The sequence below is a fragment of the bacterium genome (genome assembly GCA_013360215.1).
Taxonomy (GTDB): Bacteria; CLD3; CLD3; order SB21; family SB21; genus JABWCP01.
The window spans coordinates 136,447-158,880 of record JABWCP010000002.1 but is presented as its reverse complement, the minus strand read 5'-3'; the positions used below and the strand labels follow the sequence as shown (position 1 = coordinate 158,880).

At 41.7% G+C, this 22,434-nt stretch carries 17 protein-coding genes and 1 tRNA gene; 14 read left to right on the top strand and 4 right to left on the bottom strand.

The genetic code is table 11. The features are described from left to right. Nucleotides 1-44: 44 nt before the first annotated feature. From HUU58_02135 to HUU58_02125, 3 genes are read left to right on the top strand one after another with little or no spacing between them, the layout of a single operon-like run. Nucleotides 45-1,319 carry a TolC family protein gene (locus tag HUU58_02135; protein ID NUN44453.1) on the top strand — a complete coding sequence of 425 codons (1,275 nt, stop codon included), beginning with the start codon at nt 45-47 and terminating at the stop codon, nt 1,317-1,319. Beyond that, on the top strand, nt 1,312-4,623 hold the full coding sequence (locus tag HUU58_02130) for an efflux RND transporter permease subunit (GenBank protein NUN44452.1): 3,312 nt from the start codon (nt 1,312-1,314) through the stop codon (nt 4,621-4,623). Before HUU58_02135 ends, HUU58_02130 begins: the two co-directional genes overlap by 8 nt. A gap of 16 nt (nt 4,624-4,639) precedes the next feature. Further along, nucleotides 4,640-5,815: an efflux RND transporter periplasmic adaptor subunit gene (locus HUU58_02125; protein ID NUN44451.1), complete on the top strand. Its 1,176-nt coding sequence runs from the start codon at nt 4,640-4,642 to the stop codon at nt 5,813-5,815. On the opposite strand, the gene HUU58_02120 is transcribed toward HUU58_02125, so the two are convergent. The 4 genes from HUU58_02120 to HUU58_02105 form a co-directional block, all read right to left on the bottom strand. Further along, nucleotides 5,816-7,537: a hypothetical protein gene (locus tag HUU58_02120; GenBank protein ID NUN44450.1), complete on the bottom strand. Its 1,722-nt coding sequence runs from the start codon at nt 7,535-7,537 to the stop codon at nt 5,816-5,818. It abuts the gene before it with no gap. Between the two features lie 10 nt (nt 7,538-7,547). Continuing rightward, complete coding sequence (gene gatA, locus HUU58_02115; GenBank protein ID NUN44449.1) at nt 7,548-8,972, bottom strand: Asp-tRNA(Asn)/Glu-tRNA(Gln) amidotransferase subunit GatA; 1,425 nt, start codon at nt 8,970-8,972, stop codon at nt 7,548-7,550. An 81-nt stretch (nt 8,973-9,053) separates the two neighbouring features. After that, a complete protein-coding gene (locus HUU58_02110) occupies nt 9,054-9,239 on the bottom strand; it encodes a twin-arginine translocase TatA/TatE family subunit (protein ID NUN44448.1) in 186 nt (61 codons plus the stop codon). Between the two features lie 136 nt (nt 9,240-9,375). After that, a tRNA-Gln gene (locus tag HUU58_02105) sits at nt 9,376-9,446 on the bottom strand. 108 nt (nt 9,447-9,554) lie between these two features. On the opposite strand from HUU58_02105, the gene HUU58_02100 reads away from it, so the two are divergent. The 11 genes from HUU58_02100 to HUU58_02050 all read left to right on the top strand — a co-directional run bounded on the left by HUU58_02100 (nt 9,555) and on the right by HUU58_02050 (nt 22,414). Then, complete coding sequence (locus HUU58_02100; protein NUN44447.1) at nt 9,555-9,959, top strand: hypothetical protein; 405 nt, start codon at nt 9,555-9,557, stop codon at nt 9,957-9,959. A 100-nt stretch (nt 9,960-10,059) separates the two neighbouring features. After that, entirely contained in the window at nt 10,060-12,204 is a 2,145-nt protein-coding gene (locus tag HUU58_02095) for a TonB-dependent receptor (GenBank protein NUN44446.1), read from the top strand. 292 nt (nt 12,205-12,496) lie between these two features. Further along, a complete protein-coding gene (locus tag HUU58_02090; protein ID NUN44445.1) occupies nt 12,497-12,898 on the top strand; it encodes a hypothetical protein in 402 nt (133 codons plus the stop codon). A 9-nt stretch (nt 12,899-12,907) separates the two neighbouring features. Continuing rightward, a complete protein-coding gene (gene trxB, locus HUU58_02085) occupies nt 12,908-13,846 on the top strand; it encodes a thioredoxin-disulfide reductase (GenBank protein NUN44444.1) in 939 nt (312 codons plus the stop codon). Between the two features lie 29 nt (nt 13,847-13,875). After that, nucleotides 13,876-14,613, top strand: coding sequence for a hypothetical protein (locus HUU58_02080; GenBank protein NUN44443.1), 738 nt, complete (start codon nt 13,876-13,878; stop codon nt 14,611-14,613). Further along, on the top strand, nt 14,613-15,446 hold the full coding sequence (locus HUU58_02075) for a hypothetical protein (GenBank protein ID NUN44442.1): 834 nt from the start codon (nt 14,613-14,615) through the stop codon (nt 15,444-15,446). Before HUU58_02080 ends, HUU58_02075 begins: the two co-directional genes overlap by 1 nt. Next, nucleotides 15,439-16,293 carry a shikimate dehydrogenase gene (aroE, locus tag HUU58_02070; protein ID NUN44441.1) on the top strand — a complete coding sequence of 285 codons (855 nt, stop codon included), beginning with the start codon at nt 15,439-15,441 and terminating at the stop codon, nt 16,291-16,293. Before HUU58_02075 ends, aroE begins: the two co-directional genes overlap by 8 nt. After that, entirely contained in the window at nt 16,290-16,850 is a 561-nt protein-coding gene (amrA, locus tag HUU58_02065) for an AmmeMemoRadiSam system protein A (GenBank protein ID NUN44440.1), read from the top strand. The genes aroE and amrA overlap by 4 nt, the downstream gene beginning before the upstream one ends. A gap of 3 nt (nt 16,851-16,853) precedes the next feature. Beyond that, nucleotides 16,854-17,258, top strand: a complete 405-nt coding sequence (locus tag HUU58_02060) for an AgmX/PglI C-terminal domain-containing protein (protein ID NUN44439.1) — start codon at nt 16,854-16,856, stop codon at nt 17,256-17,258. Nucleotides 17,259-17,349: 91 nt separating this feature from the next. Beyond that, nucleotides 17,350-21,762 (top strand): tetratricopeptide repeat protein, encoded by a 4,413-nt coding sequence (locus tag HUU58_02055; GenBank protein ID NUN44438.1) that lies wholly within the window; start codon nt 17,350-17,352, stop codon nt 21,760-21,762. A 16-nt stretch (nt 21,763-21,778) separates the two neighbouring features. Continuing rightward, nucleotides 21,779-22,414: an LEA type 2 family protein gene (locus HUU58_02050; GenBank protein NUN44437.1), complete on the top strand. Its 636-nt coding sequence runs from the start codon at nt 21,779-21,781 to the stop codon at nt 22,412-22,414. Nucleotides 22,415-22,434 lie beyond the last annotated feature (20 nt).

The following is a 22,434-nucleotide window of genomic DNA, read 5'->3' as shown; positions in this document are numbered from 1 at the left end:
AAATCATAGTATTTAGCCGTTATTCATTTTGTTGAGGAGAAATTATGTTCGAATCGTTAAAAAAAATAGCGCTTATTATCGGTCTCGCAAGTTTGGAGATACCTCAGGTTCACACGCAGGTATTGATAGACAGTCTTATTCGCGAGGCCATACAACATCATCCCAAAATTCACGCGATACAGCACAATTATGAAGCGTATCGTTTTCAAGCTAAACAAAAGAGATCATGGCCGGCACCGGATGTGGGATTCGAATTATTTCAAATGCCGGCGAGCAATTTTCCTATCCCGGTCAAAGGGAATATGGAAACAGATTATTTTATACAACAAATGATACCTTGGCCCGGAAAACTCGATGCCATGTCGGAGGCCGCGCATTATACAGCAGAAATTCAAAAAACAATGATCGCAAGCGCCCAATTAAACATAGAACGTGATGCGCGTGTGGCTTTTTTTGAATTATGTATGATTAACGAACGAAGGCGTAATAACGCTAATGCACAACGAACATTGGAGCAATTATTACAGTTATCATTGAAACGATACGAAGTCGGGCAAATAACACAAGCCGATATATTACAAATCGAAAATGAGCGATTAGCTTTAGAAAATAAGGCGTTCGAACTGGAGAAAGATCGTCGGGCTACGGAATCCATGTTAAATGGGGTCTTGGGAAATAATGAAATCCGGTGGCCGGATTCAATTCCTGTGGACTGGACGAATAATTTTTCCGTAGTGCTGGATACATTAATACAACATACTCTGCCTAAAAAACCTGAAATTCAGGGTATGAATCATGAAATCGCGATGTTTACTGCTGAAAAAAAAGCGACACATCGCGAATGGTTTCCGGATATCATGGTAAGAGGCATGTATAAAGATATGAGCATGGGAAAAAATTATTGGTCTCTGATGTTCAGTGCTAATATTCCCTTTGCACCTTGGTCAAGAGGGTCACTGGATGCACGGATCAAGGAATTGGACATGCATATAAAACATGGCGCCATGGAAATAGAAAACATGAAGATCATGATTACTTCTGAAGCGCGGTCAGCTATCGAAAGGATAAAATCATCGCGCCGTCAGGCCGAACAAATCGAACAACGGATTCTCCCGCATTATGAAGCGGCTTACCAATCTATGATGATTTCTTTTCAGACAGGCAAAGCTGATACCGCAATGTTGTTGTCTATGTTGCGGATGATTTATATGGCGAAAGATGATTTGGTCATGGCATTGGCCGGTAGTAAAATAGCCGAGGCTGATTTTTATAAAACCATAGGTATGTCAAATGTGAGAACTGAGGTGCGTCATGATTGAAAATATCATTGATTGGAGCGCCCGCCATCGTTGGATGGTACTTACTGCTTATGTATCCATTTCGTTATATGGCATTTATTCATTTAGGGAAATGAGCGTTGACGCAATTCCGGATTTATCTGAAAATCAAGTTATCGTCTATACGGAATGGATGGGTCGCTCGCCGCAAGTTGTCGAAGAGCAATTGACATTTCCTCTGGTTACAGCACTCCAAGGGCTTGCTCACGTCAAGGCTGTACGCGCCAGTTCCATGTTCGGTATGTCGTTTGTGTTTGTGATTTTTGATGATAATACGGATATCTATTTTGCCCGTTCGCGCGTCCAGGAGCGTTTGAGCACGGTTCGCGGATCGTTGCCTAAAGATGCGATACCTACATTGGGGCCGGACGGCACCGGTATCGGTCATATTTACTGGTATACGGTCGAGGGCGACGAACAAGATTTAGGAACGTTGCGATCCATACAAGATTGGTATATCAGGTATCAACTTTCCTCCGTTGAAGGGGTCGCCGAAGTGGCAAGTATAGGGGGGCATGTCAAACAATATCAGATAGACTTGAATCCGGTACGAATGCGGGCGTTTGGAATAGATATAATGGATGTTACCCAAGCGCTTCAACGCAATAATAATGAAGTAGGCGGCAAGATTATCGAATGGAGCAGCGCAGAATATTTTGTACGCGGACAAGGGTATATTCGTACGGAGAGCGATATTCGTAATCTCGTATTACGAAATAATGGCAGCGGGATACCTGTTATGCTTGGGCAAATAGCTGATGTGCAGATCGGTGGTGATATTCGAAGAGGCTCATTGGAAAAGGACGGTGAAGGCGAAGCCGTCGGCGGAATCGTAGTCATGCGCAGCGGCGAAAACGCGAAAGCCGTGATTGATCGTATAAAGAAAAAAATAAATGAAATCACACCGGGATTGCCGCATGGCGTTGTCATCAAACCATCGTATGATCGCAGTGTGCTTATCGAGCAATCAATCGAAACGCTTAATCGGGCATTATTCGAAGCCGCCTTGACGGTCTCGCTTATGGTAGCCGTGTTTTTGCTTCATGCACGAAGCATACTTCGTATTATCATCGAAATCCCTGTATCCATTCTGCTGTCATTTATTTTGATGCGCATTTTTGATATACATGCCAATATTATGAGTCTGGGGGGCATCATACTCGCAATCGGCGTGATAGTGGATGCATCCATCGTGATGGTGGAAAACGCCTATCGTAACATCGCCCAGGCGCTGGAGACTAAAGGAAAGCTGCTAACCGAGGATTATCAGGCCATTGCTCTACAGTCGGCTAAACAAGTCGGGCGCGCCATATTTTTTTCCGAACTGATCATCCTTGTTTCTTTTTTGCCGGTGTTTATGCTTACCGGTCAAGAGGGTAAACTTTTTGCTCCGCTCGCTTTTACAAAAACCTTTGTTATGCTGGCGTCGGCCGCTGTTGTTTTGACACTGATACCGGTACTTATGACATTTTTGATGCGCGGAAAATTCCGACCTGAAAAGGAAAATCCTGTAACGCATTTTTTTATCAAACTCTACGAACCTATCATTCACTGGGTATTACGGTATCGTAAAATTACTTTATCACTTAACGTCATCGCGCTTATTATTACGATACCGATGATCGTAAATATGGGATCGGAATTTATGCCGCCTTTGGATGAAGGCTCGATCTTGTACATGCCGGTCACACTGCCCAATGCCTCGCTTACGGAAGTTAATCGAATTCTGACGATACAGGATCGATTGATCAAAAGCGTACCTGAAGTGGCGCACGTCTTAGGTAAGGCCGGTCGTGCTGAAACGGCCACCGATAATGCACCGATTAGTATGATCGAAACGATCATTTTGTTAAAAGACAAAAAAGATTGGCGCCCCGGTATTACAAAAAAAGATATCATTCAGGAATTAGATTCTAAACTACAGATACCGGGCGTCCGCAACGGATGGACACAACCTATTGTTAATCGTATCAACATGCTTGCTACAGGTGTACGTACCGACGTGGGTTTTAAAATATTGGGTAATAATGCCGATACGCTGGAGTATTATGCCATCGAAGCTGAAAAAATTCTTAAAAAAGTGCATGGTGCGAGTGATGTAGTGGCCGAACGAGGGCAGAATGGATATTACCTGGATATTACCATAAAACCTGAAGCCGCCCAACGCATAGGATTTAAAAGTGGTGATTTGCAAGAGATTATAGAAATGGCGATCGGCGGACAAAATATCGGCACAGTGTTGGATGGTCGAATGCGTTTTCCCATACGCGCTCGATTTGGACGCGAATGGCGCGATAACACCGAGGCATTAAAACAATTGTGGATTCCCATTAGACCACGCAATACGATGGTTTCAGCTACACCAATTGAAAATGTCTTGTATGAAAACACAAAAAAATCAATGTCGGCTTCGATGACGCAAAATACCGATGCTGCATCTGAACCGATTCGCCAATCGCTACTCTCAGATGTGAATGAAGACATCATTTTTTTACCGTTGGGTCAGTTAGCCGAAGTCAAAGTCAATCAGGGACCTACAATGGTTAACAGTGAAAACGGGATGCTTCGTTCCGTGGTCTATATGAATACAGCAGGCCGAGATTTGGATCATGTAGTCGAAGATGCAAAAGTTTTGATTCAATCCGAACTAAAGCTACCTGAGGGTTATACATATCAGTGGAGCGGCCAGTACGAACATAAGATTCGCGCACAGCGTACGTTGATGATTATTATCCCGATCGTTTTTATTTTGATTTTTTTATTACTCTATTTTACGGTGCGAGATCCCATAGAAGCTCTTGTTGTCATGCTTTCGGTCCCGTTTGCTTTAATCGGCGGAGTGTACATGAATTTTATACTCGGTTATAATTTTTCTGTAGCCGTATGGGTTGGTTTCATAGCGTTATATGGTATCGCTACAGAAACGGGTGTTATCATGGTGGTTTATCTTCATGAGGCTTTGGATCGTCGTTTACAATCTAAAAATGGAGTTATAACTCAAAAGGATGTTTATGAAGCAACGATTGAAGGCAGTGTATTGCGATTGCGACCTAAATTGATGACGGTCGGTACGGCTTTGATTGGGTTGGTGCCGATAATGTGGTCAACGGGAACCGGTGCGGATGTGATGAAGCCGCTGACGGCACCAATGATTGGAGGACTGATCACATCGGCGATACACGTTTTGATCGTAACACCGGTTTTATTCGCGATTATGAAAGAAAGAGCTTTAAGCAAAGGAACACTAAAAAAATCCAAAATGGCTCATTGGATCAAAGAAAGTTAAAACGAAGGAAAATTATATGACGCCCTACATATTGATTGTACTCAGCATATTGTCGCTCACGATCAGCGGATGCACATCGAAAGAGAATAACAAGTCTCATTCCGATCATGCCGATTTGTATTATTGCCCTATGCACAAAGAAGTGACATCCGACAAGCCGGGAGTTTGTCCTATTTGTCAAATGGATTTAGTGAAAAAAACGCGTGTGGAATCCGCTGCCGATACAATGCACCATAGTTTATTTCTTAATCCTGATCAAATGCGTTCGGCCCAAGTTACAACGATGACAGTCCGTACGTCCAAACTAAAAAAAACGATTACTGGTTTTACAACGTTAGAATTTGCCGAAGATCTACGTAAAGCTATCGCAGCACGCTTTAGCGGCCGCATTGAAAAGCTATACGTAGCCAAAACAGGGGATCGTATCGAAGCCGGTCAGGCACTGTTTGAAATATATAGCCCGGAGCTCGTTCAGGCGCAAAATGATTTTGTTGTTCTGTTAAATAATAAAGAAGGACAATCCTATACAAATCAGATGCTTTCAGCCGCTGAGACAAAGCTTCGATTATTGGGAGTTACTTCGGATCAGTTGGAAACGCTTCGGCGCACGCGCGAAATTAAACAAAACTTTATTTATCATTCCCCTTATAGTGGTACAGTGATCGAAAAAAAAATCACCGAAGGCGCCTATGTCAATGAAGGAACGATTTTGTATGATATGGCCGACCTGAGTTTGATTTGGGGAGTTTCGGATATATTCGAATCCGAAGCGCGTTTTTTAAAATTGCATAGCACTGTAACAATTCGGTTGGATACCTATCCCGATGAAAAATTCACCGGTACCATCACACTTATTTATCCTGTTATAGAGCCCGTATCCCGCACGATCAAAGTACGAATCGAACTCAATAATAAAGACTATCGTTTGCGGCCTAAAATGTACGGACAAATGACTGTTGAATCTTCTTTACCGGAATTACCGGTTATACCTGAAACGGCGGTGCTTCTTACCGGCAAACGTGCTTTGACATGGGTGATGACATCGCCCCATCACTTTGAGCGGCGCGAAATAATACTTGGTGAAAAAGTTGGCGATCAATATACGGTACTTTCAGGCATTACGGCTGGAGAAGAAATCGTAAAAACGGCGGGATATTTGATAGATTCGGAAAGTCAACTTACGGGCAAATAACTACTTTTGACTTCGTAAATGCTCGGCATTCCAGTAAAACTGTGTCAATCCGTTTTCGGTGGCAAACCAAACATAGTCACCGTCGGGTAAAATTTTATACACCGAATACCCGCCGATGCCGTCTTTTTTATTGTAATAAGCCCAGCGCTGAATTTCAAAATCATATTGCAGAACACCATCCGCTAAACCGATCCAAAGATTATCTTCGTCGGCGATCGCGTCAAATACGCCGGATTGAAGATACGAACCGCTGATCGGCATGGATTCCCATTCCTTCTTATGTTTGTCAAACCGTAATACACTATGGGTTGATATGAAAAATAAGTTGTTCGCTGTTTCGGTTATAGCCGGTACGACTTGGTTGACCAATGAATTGAGCGGTATGTCATAACCAAGGGCCGTATAGTGGTTTTGAATAGTAAAACTGGAATCTAAACGATAAATACCGTTATCCGTGCCAAGCCAGATACTGTTTCCGGAGGGCAATATTTTTAAAACATGCCGGTTCCATAAGTCAGGAATTTCGAGCGGCTGGAATTGTATTCCTTTTTTGGTGAGTATGCTGCGATGCAGCCCGTTTTCAGTCGCTACTATAATACCTTTTTGAAACGGAGCAATTTCTATAATGTTATCGTCCTTAAGACCGCTGTATGTCTTAGCGATAGTCCATTGGTTGCTTTTTTTATTCAAATAATTCAAACCACTTGTCGTACCAACCCAAATATAATTTTCATCGGCTTCAATATCCGAGATTTCATTCAAAGCAAGGTTATCATGTAAGCTGCTGAAATAATACGTGAAGTGGTCGTTTTTCTGATTCCATTGGGTAAGTCCGGATAGTTCGCTCGGATATTGTCCCGGTAGAGTATTGGCCGTCGCACCGATCCACATATCAGCACCATCAAAGGCCATCGCTTTGACTGACGAAGCGTTGAGTCCATAATTGAGTGGCGATAAGATGGATGAACCATTATTTGAAAACCAAGCTCCGGCACCCGCTGTCGTGACCCAAGTATTATAATTCACATCTTGCAGATAACCGGTGATGGGAAACTGGCGCAGCTCTCGATCTTGAAAAAGGTTGCTATGGGGTATGAATATATATCCGGATTCATTACTGACAAAAATGGAGCGTGAAACGATTTCCGATGACGTCGGGATGTTATTCCATTCTATAGTTTCTTTTTTTGGAAGTTCTGACGGTGAAAATGATTGGTACGAAAGAGAGGAGTTCCAATACCGATCTTCCGAACGCAGCCAAACGGAACCTGCACCGAATCCTATCGCGTCAAGAGTTGACGCATCGCGAACATTCAGATATTCGATGGGTGTTACATCTTGTACGCGCGATGTATTGGGATTGAAAGTGCAAATGAAATGGCGCGTTATGATCCAGACCAATTGTGACTGAGAATTTGCACCGATCAAAAAGATTTCATTTTCGGGTAGCCCATCACTGATGGTCAGCGGGTAGAGAAACTGACGTCGGATGATGTCATATCGGATTACGCCACCCAGTGTACCGATGTAGGCCATGTTAAAAGTGGAAGCTACACAAGTAGCATATCGCGTACCGCCGATGGTTACCCAATCTCCGGGCTGAAAATATAATTGCCTGAAGATTTTATCTTTGGGTAGAGCAGTTTGAGCGTCGATAGCAGAAATAGAGCAAGTAAACAATACGATACTGAACAAAGCAAATGTACGAAATTTTGACAACATCGGCCTCCGACTAGCGTAATGATTCGATCGCAGCACCCACGCGGAAACACATGCTTTCATCAAAGTCTTTACCGATGATCTGTACGCCATAAGGCATATTTTCCGAATTTTTGCCGCACGGTACGCTGATAGCAGGGTTACCGGCGATATTGATATTAACGGTATAAACATCCGATAAATACATGGCCAAAGGATCGTTGGATTTTTCACCGAACTTGAACGCTACCGTCGGTGACGTCGGCGCTAAGATACAATCAATACCTTGCGAAAAAACTTGAGTAAAATCCTTTTTGATTAGCGTACGGACTTTCTGCGCTTTTTTGTAATACGCGTCATAATAACCTGCACTCAACACATAAGTACCGAGCATGATGCGGCGCTTTACCTCTTCACCGAAGGCTTCACTGCGACTTTTGATAAACATGTCCGCCATCGTAACGGACTTTGTACTGCGGTGACCATACCGCACCCCGTCGTAGCGTGCAAGATTTGATGAGGCCTCCGCCGTAACAAGAATATAATATGTTGCAATGCCGTATTCTGTATGTGGCAGTGTTATATCACTAAACACGGCGCCTTCTTTGCTTAGTTTTTCAATTGTCTTTTCGATACCTGCACGAATTTCAGGATCAAGTCCTTGTCCGAAATATTCTTTGGGAATACCGATACGAAGTCCTTTGACACCTTTTTTTAATTCATCCGCGTAATTAGGAACGGGGGAAGAAGCGCTGGTCGCGTCGCGGTGATCAATACCGGCGATAGTGTGCGTGAGCCTTGCCGTATCTTCGACCGTAAGCCCCATCGGCCCGATCTGATCAAAGGAAGAGGCAAACGCAATCAGGCCATAACGCGAAATGCGCCCATACGTCGGTTTGAGCCCGACCACACCACAAAAACTGGCCGGTAAACGAACCGATCCACCGGTTTCAGATCCTAGCGATGTCGTGCTAAGTCCTGCGGCTACCGCTACGGCGCTGCCACCGGATGAACCGCCGGGAACCCGCGATGTATCTAAAGGATTGAGCGCGGGACCAAATGATGAATTTTCATTGGATGACCCCATCGCAAACTCGTCCATATTGGCTTTACCGATGACGATTGCATCTTCATTTTCAAGGCGCTCAATAACCGTTGCGGAAAAAGGGGAGACATAGTTTTTTAAAATTTGTGAACCGGCCGTTGCGCTTTCATCTTTGACGACGATCGCATCTTTTACAGCGACGACCATACCGGCTAAACGGCCATACTGACCCGATTTGACTTTCGCATCAATATGTTTGGCTCGTGCTATGGTTTTTTCGAACGGCAAAACGTGAATAAATGCGTTTAAAGCAGATTGAGATTTGATCGAATCAAGGTATTGAGAAACGATCGTTTCGCAGTTCGTCGCGCCGGATTTTAAATCTTCAGAGATCTGAGAAAAAGTTTTATGCATTGTGGATTAAATATGGTTATACAAAAAAAATCCCGATCACCATGCGGCCTATCGGGATAGTGAAAAACATGTCAAATAAGCTTAGGGTTTACGTTCCTGATTATCGGATAAACCTTTTTTGATTTCATCTTCAGCGCCATTCATTGCACGCTTAAATTCGCGAATACCTTTACCAAGACCTTGAGCAAATTCGGGTATTTTTTTCGCGCCGAAGAGAATAAGAACGGCGACAGCTATTACGATTATTTCGGGCATTCCTAAATTCATCTAAAACACCTCCCAAAAGGGATAAATTGAACATATTTGACGCAATAGTTTATGATAGAAAACGAGGTCGAAAATTGCAAGCAATTTATTGCAGGTAACAAAAGTAAATGCCCGATCAAAATCGGGCATTTATGTGCTGGAATGCAGGGATTCGAACCCCGATTAATGGATCCAGAGTCCACTGTCCTACCGTTGGACGACATTCCAAAGAACAGTGGAATATACTGGCTTAATCAAAAAAATCAACGGAATTTTAAAGTTTCAAAAACAATAAATCATATTTGCACGACATAAATATAGCTTTATATTTCGTTCATGCGATGGGCTTTTCTTATTAAACACACACTCGTTTTACCGGTATTGATAACAACCGTTTTTGCGGTAAGTCAGCCGTACGCGTTGCTGGGATTATGGTTTTCGCCTTTGCAAGTCGTGTTGTATTGGGATGCACCGGATAACGATGAAGATACATTCATAACGAAAAGTCATCCTGATTCGCCCCATAGTGTTTTTATTAAGGAAGAATCAAAACGCGATGCCGATCAACGATTTAAACTTAAACTCAAACCAATATTTTTTACAGTCGTATCGCCATTTATTGGTAGTTATGCCGATGAAGCGTTTACCCTAATTTGGTCTCTGCTTCCTATAGCTCCGTATCCGGAAATACCAACCTTTACATTCCATCCGCCAAATTTTAGTACTCTACATTGGCTTTAGTAATTCATTTTCCGTGTGGAGAAATCACGATATAAGTCCGAATGGCTTATGTGGGTGTGCTGCATGGTTCCATTCTTTTATTTACTCAGGTAGGAGTACTATGAAAAATAGTTTATTATGCGCGGTTGTGATAGCGCATTTCTTTCCATTTTTGCTCATTGGGCAAAATAAGGACAGTACGCGAATTTATAATCTGGAAGGTACGACGATCACTTCCACGCGTGTTCCCGAATCCATCATTGAAGTGCCGCTGGCTGTCAGCGTTATTGACCGTAAAGAGTTTGATACCAAACGTGGATTTGGTATGAATGATGCCATGATTCATATTCCTGGTGTTTTGGCGCAATCCCGTTCGGGTGGAACCGATTTACGCATTTCGATTCGCGGTTTTGGTACACGTGGTGCAGGGGATCGCTCCAATGCGGGCACTTCGCGTGGCATACGCGTTTTACTTAATGGATTGCCCTTAACCGAACCGGATGGGCGTACAGCGCTGGATCTGATTGATATGAATATGGTCGACCGCATGGAAGTTGTTCGTTCCAATGCGTCTTCTGTATGGGGTAATGCCGGAGGAGGTATTGTGGATATTTCTACTTTGCCTTCAAACAGCGGTCGTTTCGCCGTTATGCAGGCCAAAACGGGAAGTTTTGGCCTGAAAGAGTGGCATGCACGAACCGGTACTACGATAGGCAGTACCCAGTTTTATGCAGGTTATACACAAAATTCCTATGACGGTTGGCGCGCCAATTCGCAAGCCGAGCGACGCATTCTCACGATGGGCTTACAATCTTCGGTCACTGAACAAACTACATTTACAGCGCTACTCGTGGGAGGGCATAATCAATTTAGTATCCCGGGGCCTTTGACGAAACAGCAGTATGATTCTTTGCCTACCCAAGCCAATCCTGCTTATAAAACACAGCGTGAGCGACGAAATAATAAAATATTATACATGGGTCTCAGTTTGCAGCATAACATCAATGATGAGAATCAAATATCCGGGATGGCATTTGTAAATCCCAAAGTACTGCATCGTTCTGAACGTAATACCTATCGCGATTTCACGCGTTACCATATTGGCGGCAATACCATGTATCGGCATAATCATGAATGGGGTACTCTGAAAACCATAACGCTTGTCGGAGGAGATTTGGCTTATCAAGATGGCGCTATTTTGTTTTATCCGTTAACTAACGGCAGACGCGATATTCCCGCTAAAGACACCAGCAAATTTCAAAATAAAAAGGAAGGCGCACGCAGTCTTGGCTATTTTATCCAACATGAGATTCAATTTGACGAGAAATGGACGCTGCTTACCGGTTTAAGGTATGATGATGTTACGTACTATAATCAAAATTTCTTAGATGCATCAATAGGAAAACAGAAAAAATCTTTTACACATTGGACACCTAAAGCCGGCATAACATACCGCATCACGCCCGTTCATAGTATGTACGCCAATATTGGGGGAGGTGTCGAAGTTCCAGCCGGCAATGAAACGGATCCTGCAGATACGGTCAATTCTTATAAATCATTTAATCCATTGTTAAAACCTATTACATCTGTCACGGCGGAAATAGGTACTAAGAAAGTGATCGCAAAAGAAGGATTTCTTAAAGGTATAACTTATGACGCGGCTTTATTTTGGATACAGGTTACTAACGATGTGATTCCGTATCGAAGCGGGCGTTTTTATATGACCGCAGGGAAAACACAACGTATTGGCTTAGAAATAAGTGAAAAAACAGATTTTGCAAAAGGATTTTCACTAAAAACGAGCGCTACGATTTCCAAAAACACATATGAAAAATATCGTATTGACTCGTCGCTCATAAATGCCGCCAGTACCGGGAAATTCACCGATTACAGCGATAATAAACAGGCCGGAGTTCCGGATTTTTATTACTCGGTATCGGGCAGATGGACTCCGGATTTCATGAAGTGGATTTTTGCTGAATTGACGGTTCAGGGTATCGGATCGTACTATACGGATGATGCCAACACAATCAAAGTTCCTGCTTATACGGTTTTTAACGCTTCCATAGGTATAGGTGAACCGATACGATTGAGCGAGCATTACACAATCCGAGGCTTCATTTCCGTCAATAACCTTATGGATAAGAAATACGCAGGTTCGACATTTATCAATCCCGATTTGAATAGCGTTAATAAAAAGCCTATGTATTTAGAACCGGGTCTGCCGCGTAACTTCGCAGCATCCATTTCGCTGGCATGGGAATAATTTGATTTACTGAGTTTTTAATGCTGCCCCAAAGGTTCGTCACCTTTAGCTACTATCTTAAGGATTGCAATCAATGATGAGAATTCGGCTATTGTTTGTGGTATAAAATGAGGCATCTTAAGCTTGGTTGAAATTTTTGGGGCAGTTTATTTTATTATTTATTTGTATTCCTTTTTGAACATTGCGCCTACCAAAAAAAATTCATACTATTACTTCCATGCAGCTACGTGATCAAGATCGCCTCAAAGACATTTATCTGAACACGGATTTCGATTCGTTCCGCAATGGCTTCATGCGAAACTTTACATATTCTAATGTAAGCGCTTTGATTGTTTGGCTTTATGATTATGTAGTACATCCCAATAATGATTTCTTCTATTGGTTTCGCCTATTCGGAGTATCGGCTTCGATCTATTTTAGTGCTTGGTTTGTCGAAATGTTATGGTGGAAACTCAAAGGCACAAATCACAAAACGCCTTTCATGCTTGAGGCTTATACGGAAAGAATAGTCTTAAGTAGTATTGCCGGAGGAATTTTCTTCCCTCTAGCTATGTTATTATGCAGGCTGACCGAGCCGGAATTGATATGGCCGTGGTTGCCGTTAGTCGGATTTAGTGTCTCGTTACTTGTCCAATTACCCATACAGTGGAGCCAATTACAAAAACTTAGAAAACTTTCATTGACCAATTTATAAATATGGAGTATAACCTTGAGTGCGGAAGTTAAAAACGTAGTTATCATAGGCTCCGGTCCGGCAGGTTTCACGGCGGCTATATATGCGTCTCGAGCCAACCTAAATCCGGTAATTTTTGAAGGGCATCAACCTGGCGGGCAATTGACCATAACAACGGAAGTTGAAAATTATCCTGGTTTCCCAAAAGGTGTTATGGGACCTGAAATGATGGAGATGCTGCGTGAACAGGCCAAGCGTTTTGGTACGGAGTGTGTTTTTCGGAGCATTGATAAAGTCGATTTTTCTCAAAGGCCTTTTAAGCTTACTGACGATAGTGGTGAGGTGCATTTAGCAAAAGCCGTGATAATTGCTACGGGAGCATCCGCCAAATTGCTGGGATTTCCCAAGGAAAAAATAATGATAGGGCATGGTGTGTCAGCTTGTGCGACATGTGACGGATTCTTTTTCAAAGGCAAACATATCCATGTCGTCGGTGGCGGCGATACGGCTATGGAGGAAGCAGGATATTTGACCAAATTTGCAGCATCGGTAACGATCATCCATCGCAGAAATACGCTCCGAGCATCCAAAATCATGCAGGAGCGCGTTCAAAAAAATGAAAAAGTAAATTTTATCTGGGATAACGAAGTTGTGGATATTTTAGGTGATGAAAACACTCAGATTCAAGGCCTTAAGCTTCGGAACACGGTCAACGGAGCGCTTTCCGAGGTATCTTCGCAAGGTTTGTTTTTAGCGATTGGTCATCAGCCCAATACGCATTTATTCAAGGGCATTCTTGATATGGATGAAAGCGGCTATCTGATCACGCAAGGTAAGTCTTCAAAAACAAATATTGAAGGTGTTTTTGCTTGTGGCGATGTTCAGGATCAAACGTATCGTCAAGCAATCACAGCTGCCGGTTCCGGATGTATGGCCGCCATCGATGCTGAAAGATTTTTAGGTCATTAATAATAAAAACACATATCTGGAGAATCAAAATGTTGAGAGGTCTTATTACTTGTTTAACGACTTTATCGCTCTCGTTGGTTATCGGCTGTAGCGCAGGCTCCAAGATGTATCAGCACAGCGACCTGCAAAATAAACAATCCGGTCTTTCCGGTCGTTCCGCTTCAGTACATATTGCTGGTATAGACTTTGAATGCAAAATCGTCGGTTTAAATAAAGACGTTTTGATTGTACAACAGTCAACACTTCGAAGCGAAATTCCGCTTGATGCGATATCTAAGTTAGAAGTTCGAAGCGCTATGTCACAAAAATCAAACATGCTCATCGGCGGCGGAGCCGGTCTTTTAGTGGGAGCAGGTGCCGGTTTGATTATAGGTCCGAAAGTTTCAGAAGCCAAAGGAGTTAAAACATTAGCTGGCCCTTTACCTATGCTTATGATTATCGGAGGAGCCGTAGGTGGTGGTTTCCTTGGTTCTTCACTGGCAGAAAACGAAGAATATGTATTTAATGCCGAAATCAAACCGTATTCTATTCACACAGAAATAGGTACAGAAGCAACGCCCGCTGAGCTGGTTGCGTATGGTATTTTTGACGATCTGTCTACCGGTGCTGATGAAAAAATACTTCAAGTTCAGGTGTTTCAATTGAAAGATAACCGATATTTTATCATGTATGATGAAAGTTATCTCGGCGCGTATCGGGTAGGCGGTAAAATTGTCAATGAAGAATACATAAAAAAACAAGCTGAAAAAGTCAGTAAGAAACAATAATGAAATATCGTCTTATTTTAATTTTAGGTTTTCTTATTGGTTGTAAACCTAAGACACCAACTCTTCCGGAAGCCATTTCTAACGCGGTGATGAGTGAATCTGATTTGCAAGGAGAAGCAGATTCTGCCAGTGCCCTGTGGACTAAGAAAGTATGGGATGCGCTAGGCGGGAAACAACGGTTCGATGAGACGCGATATATTTCTTTTGATTTTTCGGTTGTTTCAAACGGTAAGGAAGTTTCAAAACACCGTCATGTATGGGATAAACACCGCAATCGGTATCGTGTCGAAGGTAAAAACCGAGCGGGTGAAGTTTATTCAGTAGTATTTTCTGACTTAAATGAAAAAAAAGGGGCGGCATGGGTAAACGGTCAAATCCAAAGCGGGGATGCTTTGAAAAAGCAACTGGATTATGGGTATGGACGTTATATCAATGACACGTATTGGCTGATCATGCCCTGGAAGTGGCGCGATGATGGTGTCCGTTTGCGTTACGACGGCACTCAAAAGGATTCAATAACTGGCAAAACATTACAGACGCTGCATTTGTCTTTTGCACAGGTTGGTTTAACGCCTGGTGATCAGTATTGGGTTATGATTGATCCCGTTACGAGCCGAATGGAAAGTTGGAAGTTTTTACTCCAGGGCCCGGATGCAGAAAAAGGACACTACCTATGGCAGGATTGGGTTTCCGTAAACGGGATTTCTTTTTCTACTACCAAAACAAGCGGCGACGGAAAAAGAAAAATTCTCACCGACAACATTCGAACATACGAAGTTATGTCGGATAGCGTTTTTTTATCCCCTGAATATATGATTTCTACCCGTGATTAATGATTGGATTACAGGTACAACGACCCTTTATGGCATTATGGGGTATCCGGTCAGCCATTCTTTATCGCCGATTATTCACAATACGGCTTTTCAGCATTTAAAAATCACGTCGTGCTACGTTCCATGGAACGTTTTTCCTGAAAAATTTGAAACAGCTCTCCGTGGCGCTCAAGCATTAGGCATCAAAGGCCTTAATATTACCATTCCGCACAAAGAAACAGCTTTATATCTATGCGATACGGTGTCGGACGAAGCCCGATCCATCGGAGCAGTCAATACGATTGTTTTTTCAGAGAACTTGATCAGAGGCTATAACACGGATGCCTATGGATTTTCCCAAGCATTACAAACATGCAATATAGACCAGATAAATAATAATATTCTCATTTTAGGTGCAGGCGGTGGTGCGCGCGCAGTTGCCTATGCTTTGGGTAACCTTTTTCCGGAATCAGCGATATTTATATCTAATCGTACTGCAGAAAAAGCCAACAAACTTGTCGAACATTTTAATAACATGTTTGTAAAAAAGAATTTGTTTAAATTAGTGACGGCTTCAGATATGAAAACAATTCAGTTTTCGTTAGTCGTTAATACGATACCGACGCAGTCTGAGCATTTTGACGAACAATTATTTAAAAGATCTACGGGTACAGCTATTGATATCGCTTATTCCATCAATGATACGCCATTTTTATCTATGGCCAAAAAACACCAATGGATTATAAGCGATGGTTTGGAAATGCTTTTGTTTCAGGCCGCTCAATCATTTAAGCTATGGACTAATGTAGACATGCCTACAGATGCTGTTCGCAGAGCTCTATATTCGTACATCGGGAGGAGGTTATGAATCTCGATAAAGAAACCAAAAAAAATCTCATTCATATAGCCCGCACGACGATAAATGCCGCCGTAAAGCGTACAAAAGTACCAGATTATGAAAAAGAAGTCGCGACTTTCCCGGCATTAAAAGAGAAAGCCGGTGCATTTGTAACGATAGAGAAACGCGGGCATTTACGCGGGTGCATTGGGTATATTGAAGCGAGGGAACCGCTGTATAAAACAGTAATTATGGCTGCGCGGTCGGCGGCCTTAAATGATGATCGCTTTGGACCGCTTCAACCGGACGAGTTAAATGAAATCGAGTTAGAAATATCTGTTTTATCAACATTTTCTCGTGTTGAAAATATCAATGATATTATGGTCGGAACGCACGGACTTATGATCGAAAGCGGTTTCTATCACGGATTGCTTTTGCCTCAGGTTGCAACTGAATATCAATGGGATCGTATAACGTTTATCGAACAAACATGCCACAAAGCCGGTCTAAGCAAACATGCATGGAGAGAAAAAACAACGGTTATAAAGTCCTTTACGGCGATAGTTTTTAATGAAAGAGATATTTAGTCTATGTATCGAGTATTTTTGATATTAATATTTGGTTTTTGTTGTGAATTTAATGCTTATGCCCATTCAGGGGGATTGCAGGTGTTTTGTTTAGCTCCGGCCGTGTACAGTAAAAATCGTTCGGAAAGCGAGATCAGCGAAAAAATTCAGCAAAAAATAAATTACTATAGTCTGTGTTATAGTCAAAATTTTGACAATAAAACCGCAACTTCCTTCAAAGTCCGTTTCCGCTTTGTAATCAAGACCGACGGTTCAATTGGCGACATCACAACCGTTTTTTCGGGTACCAAAAATCAAGCTTTTATCGAATGCCTTACTAACATGTTAAAACAAATTTATTTCCAAAAAATTGAATCTGACGCTGGTGACACTATCGTCGAGCAGTCTATACTTTTCAAAATCCAATAATAAAATAGACACGATTCTATTTGAATTTTTACATTTCGGTAACTAATATCGAAGTGCGGAATAATTTCTTACCTAACTATCGGCCATACGCATGAAATTAATCAGAATTCCTTTTTTATCACTTATCGTTATTTGGAGCTGCTCTCAGGTTCAGCTTTCCACACAAAACGACAAAGCACGGCAATATTATCTTGAAGGCTTGAAATTAGAAAAGAAAAATCCTGATGCGATACATGCCGCTCTGGAAAATTATAAAAACGCGATTCGTGAAGATGCGGCTTTTTATGAAGCCTACGTGACTATTGCTTCTTTGTATGAAAAGCAGGGAAGTTATCGAAAAGCGGCATTGTATTTCGAAAAAGCACTAGCGTTGCGTAGTGAACCGGGTCGCGTTGCGCTTCCGTATGCGCGTACTTTGTACAATCTTAATCGCTTTGAAGAAAGTTATGAATTAGCAAAGTACTACAATGAGAACTATCCTTCGGATGCACAAGGCCTATCTTTTTTGGCTGATGCGGCACGCGCACTAAATAAACCGGGTATAGAAAGTGACCTTTTGCGTCTTACCAAAATGGATTCAGCCAATGCTTATGCTTGGAGTTCCCTAGCGCAATATTATTACGATCAGGGTGATTTTGCGATGGCGATCCCGATTTATGATCGGATGTTGCGCGAAAAGCTGCTTGTTACGACCGATATGCGATATGAATATGCCTTGTGTCAACTTCATGTTGGTTTGTGGAATGATGCTTTGCCAAATCTAGAACAAGTCATTCGCGAGGGGATCAATGACAAATATCCTCCGCACTTGGCTCAGGCTGTAAGACTTATTATTTCTGGCACATTCAAAGAAGAAGCACTCAATTTGTTTCTGAAAGCCATGATTGCGTTCGAATCGGTACAAAACGGACATATGGACCGTCAGGAAGGCTATGGTTTAGCAAAACAATCGCTAACAAAATCATTGGAAATTGAACCGGATTTCTTCTTATCACGCCACTTAGCGGCTCGGCTTTTGTATGTTATGGAAGAGTATGACGAAGCGTTTACTAATTATGAGTGGCTGACCAAAAATAACATGGCGGATTCGGATGATTTTGCAAATATGGGTTTCCTTTTGTTCAAAAAAAACCAGTTGAAAGAGGCACAGGCTTATTACGAAAAATCGCTTTCTATAAAATCTGACCAACCCTCAGTAAAAAGTTCTCTTGAGACCATTCGACGTATCAATGAAGGCAAGATCAGCCAACAAGCATATTTCTATTTCGAAAAAGCCTTAGCACACACAAGCGGCTTTGACAGTACATCATATTATCTCCGTTTAGCGATTGCTGCCGATTCATTGTATCCGGAAGCATATCTACAATTAGGATTGATCCAATATCGGAACGGGCAATATAAAGCGGCGGAGCCAACATTACTTCGCGGATTGCAGCTAGCATATACCGATAAATTAAAAAAGAATTTTCATTATAATCTGGCTTTGGTTTACTCACGGTTGGATTGGCACGATAAAAGTATTCAACAATTTCTGCAGTGTTTGCGGATAGACACGGCGGACGGGGATGCGCTGTATTATCTTTCAAAAGTGTATGCCGATAAATCCGATTATGAAAATGCTGTTTCAATCTATGAAACTTTGTCGCGTCGAGTACCTGAATATTTTGTACCGGACGAAAACGATCTACAGCAAGCCGGTATAGGTCAATTTTCTCAGTCCATCGGTCCCTCGCGTTTTTACTTTGACGACTCCTTACGTATCGGACAAACCAATACTTACCGATTAAAAATAAAATCCAAAAATGATGCATTATTAGGTGCGGATGCCAATGGTGATCTATCTCGTGAAATAATTATCACGTTCCAAGAGCAAGTACTAGACATTACCCCTTATGGTGTCGCTGAATTTGCATTAGATATTCTTGAAATCAATGGTTATGCGATTGCGGCAAAAGAAAAAGCAATTCAGGGGCAAAGGTTTTATCTCAGAATTTCCGATATCTACGGAGTGACAAATATATATGGATTGATGGAAGAAGATCCTGTGGGTTTATCGAGATTAGTCATAGCCGTTATGGAGGATTTACACGGTAATTTTACACGCCGTGTGATTTCGGAAGGTGAAATATGGCGTTCCGGTCAGAATATCTTTAAGCTCGGCAATCTTGATGCCGTTACCGAATTGGATGACATCAACAGTCAGATTGCTTACGGGAAAAAGTATTACGGTGTTCTTGGAAGTTATGATGCGGCTCGGTATGGTGAAACAGGATATGTTACGATTCAAAATAAAGGTGAATCGGAGTTCGAATTTGACATACAAAAACGCCTGATTCGCAAACTTAAAAATGTCTTTGTGACCAAAGAATTTCGTGACGCAACGGCTAAATTGACTCAGCAAGACGCTTCATATGCTGTTGATTTAATTCATACGACGATTGAAAACCTCGAAAAACCAAAAAAAGTTGTACTTGAAAATATACCCTACGTCCGACAGCACGGTCCACAATGCGCTGCCGCATCTCTTTCGATGGTTTTGTCGTATTATAAACAATCCATTGACCAAGACGAGATCTATGAAAAAATCAAAAGTGACTATGCGGGAGCACAGTCTAATGATATCATTCATTATCCCAGAAGCTTAGGAAAATATAAATCATTTGGTTATGTCGGTACTTTAGATGACCTCAAGCGGCGCATTGATCAGGGAATACCCGTATTAGTATTTTTAAGTCCTTTTGGTTTTGGACATGTTGTCGTTGTTATCGGATATGATGAAACAAAGCATCAGATCATTATGCATGATCCTACGGTAGCTAATAATCACGCCATTCCGTACGATGATTTTTTAAGAGAGTGGCAACAGTCCGGCAATGAATGCGCGATCGTCTTACCCCTGGAAACGCCGGTAGTTGTGACTGAGGAGCCGCTTAATTCGTATCAGGCCGTTGAAAAAAAATGGGAAGGTGATAAAGCTTCCGGAGTTCGAAATTTTGATAAAGCAATACAACTTTATCGCGAATCCTTGCGTCTAAAGCCCAACTATGAAGGCGCGATGGAAGGAATGATGCTTTTGCATCTTCAGAAGGATGAGTTTGACAAAGCATCGGTCATTATGGATACGCTTCTTCAGATGCGGCCTAATAGTATTGACTTGATTTTAAGACGCGCTGGGTTATTGTTGTCCCAATATGATTATGATAAGGTTTTGCAAATAACGCGGCGCGCCAAACAGATTGATGAATCCAATATCACAAATTACCTATATTCAGCCAGCGCTTTGTTTTCGCAAAAAAAATATGACGAGGCTATGAATGAGCTCAAGCAGGCCATTCGTATCAATCCACTTATAAGTCAACCTCGAACGTTTTATGCCAGTATATTGGCTGAAACGGGTGATTTTGAAAAAGCTCATGAACAATTGAATTTTGCTTTACGATATGAACCTGAAAATATAGGAAACTATCTAAGCGTAGCAGGTCTTTATCAGACAGAAATTAATGTAAACTTCTTGACGGCACAAGAAAAGGCCGATCGTATAAAAAAAGCCATTGATGCGCTTGATGTAGTAAAGCAAGCCAATTCTTCGCTTCCGAATCTTGACCAAATTTATGCGGATATATATACGGCGGCGGATGATTTCAAGCGCGGCGATTCACTTATGTTTGAAAATATCAGGAAATATCCTGAGGAAAATGGCGCTTATAACAATATAGCTTGGCGGTATGCGGTAAGTGGAATAAAGCTTGATGCGGCTGAAAAATATTCGCAGAAATCGATAGAATTATCACAGAGGAACCCATATTATTTCGATACTATGGGGTGGATTCATCTCAAAATGGCTGTTCAAGTTCGTAAAATCTATCCTGATTCCGCCGAATCATTAATGAAAAAAGCCGAATCTGAATTTTTAGCTACTATTGAATATGATATGTACAGCGATTTTGCATATAGGCATTTGGGTGTTTTATATGCTGTTTGGGGTAAATTAACGCAGGCCACGGCAGAGTTTGAAAAAGTAGCGGCAATGATGCCTGACAAAGCCCGGATATATGCCGAGATAGGTCAGGATTGTGAGGAATTGGGTCTATATGAAATTTCTATGAATTATTATCGTAAAGCGATTGATATACGGCCAAACTTTGCGTATGCCAAATATCGCATGGCATACATATTAGCGATCAAAATGAACGACTATACCAAAGCAGAATCCTATATTTTAGAGGCTTTACAGGTAGATTCGGTCAATTTTCTTTATACGGGTATGCAAGGGATCATTGCGTTTCTAAAACAAGATAATCATGCTGCAATCCGTATTTTGGACAAGGTATGCTTTATCCAATCAACTTTCACTGACGAGGAAGCCGCCATAAATAACTACTATTTTGGTATGGCATTGCTAAAGACCAATCAAATCACACAAGCCAAAACGCAATTCATGGAATACCTGAGACGTAGTCCAGATGGCGAATATTCTGAAATTGTCAAAAAGAGGATCAAATAAATACGGAGTTAATTATATGAAAAAATTAGGTTTAATTGGCCTCAGTATATTTACTGTTTGGCTGTCTTCTTGTAGTGTGGCCAAACAAATTGATATGGCAAAAACGTTTGCCAAATGTGATTTTTCCGTTCAAAATATCGAACACATGCAACTGTCTGATATTAAAATACAAAATGTAAAGTCAGTTAAGGATTTGAGTTTAAAAAAAGCTGCACAATTAACTGATGCACTAACCAAAAAAACGTTACCTTTAACATTTACTCTTAACTTGTCGGTCGAAAATCCTAATGAAAAACCGGCTGGAATGAATCGACTTGAATGGATTGTTCTTATAGATAACAACGAAATAGTGAGGGGTGCCTTGGATCAGATGGTAGAAATTTTACCGGATTCAGATGCGACGGTACCGCTTAATATTGAAATGGACTTAAAGAAATCATTTAGTAACGAATCGGCCGAAAGTTTAGTAAAGTTGGCATTTAATTTGGCCGGAGAAGGTGACAAGCCTACGCGCATAACTGTAAAAGTTAAGCCGACAATTAACGTAGCGGGATTAAATATTGAATATCCTGGTTATATAGATGTAAATACAAAAATCAACTCTGAACATGGTAAACAATTGAGAAAGAAAGCCGCTAAAAAGGCTAGATAATAAACTAGGACTAAGTCTGG

Coding starts and splice junctions, on each gene's coding strand:
- HUU58_02125 (NUN44451.1), top strand. CDS start 4,640: ATGACGCCCTACATATTGATTGTACTCAGCATATTGTCGCTCACGATC.
- HUU58_02110 (NUN44448.1), bottom strand. CDS start 9,239: ATGAATTTAGGAATGCCCGAAATAATCGTAATAGCTGTCGCCGTTCTT.
- HUU58_02120 (NUN44450.1), bottom strand. CDS start 7,537: ATGTTGTCAAAATTTCGTACATTTGCTTTGTTCAGTATCGTATTGTTT.
- HUU58_02130 (NUN44452.1), top strand. CDS start 1,312: ATGATTGAAAATATCATTGATTGGAGCGCCCGCCATCGTTGGATGGTA.
- HUU58_02075 (NUN44442.1), top strand. CDS start 14,613: ATGAAATATCGTCTTATTTTAATTTTAGGTTTTCTTATTGGTTGTAAA.
- HUU58_02090 (NUN44445.1), top strand. CDS start 12,497: ATGCGAAACTTTACATATTCTAATGTAAGCGCTTTGATTGTTTGGCTT.
- HUU58_02050 (NUN44437.1), top strand. CDS start 21,779: ATGAAAAAATTAGGTTTAATTGGCCTCAGTATATTTACTGTTTGGCTG.
- HUU58_02135 (NUN44453.1), top strand. CDS start 45: ATGTTCGAATCGTTAAAAAAAATAGCGCTTATTATCGGTCTCGCAAGT.
- gatA (NUN44449.1), bottom strand. CDS start 8,972: ATGCATAAAACTTTTTCTCAGATCTCTGAAGATTTAAAATCCGGCGCG.
- amrA (NUN44440.1), top strand. CDS start 16,290: ATGAATCTCGATAAAGAAACCAAAAAAAATCTCATTCATATAGCCCGC.
- HUU58_02055 (NUN44438.1), top strand. CDS start 17,350: ATGAAATTAATCAGAATTCCTTTTTTATCACTTATCGTTATTTGGAGC.
- HUU58_02060 (NUN44439.1), top strand. CDS start 16,854: ATGTATCGAGTATTTTTGATATTAATATTTGGTTTTTGTTGTGAATTT.
- HUU58_02080 (NUN44443.1), top strand. CDS start 13,876: ATGTTGAGAGGTCTTATTACTTGTTTAACGACTTTATCGCTCTCGTTG.
- HUU58_02100 (NUN44447.1), top strand. CDS start 9,555: ATGCGATGGGCTTTTCTTATTAAACACACACTCGTTTTACCGGTATTG.
- HUU58_02095 (NUN44446.1), top strand. CDS start 10,060: ATGAAAAATAGTTTATTATGCGCGGTTGTGATAGCGCATTTCTTTCCA.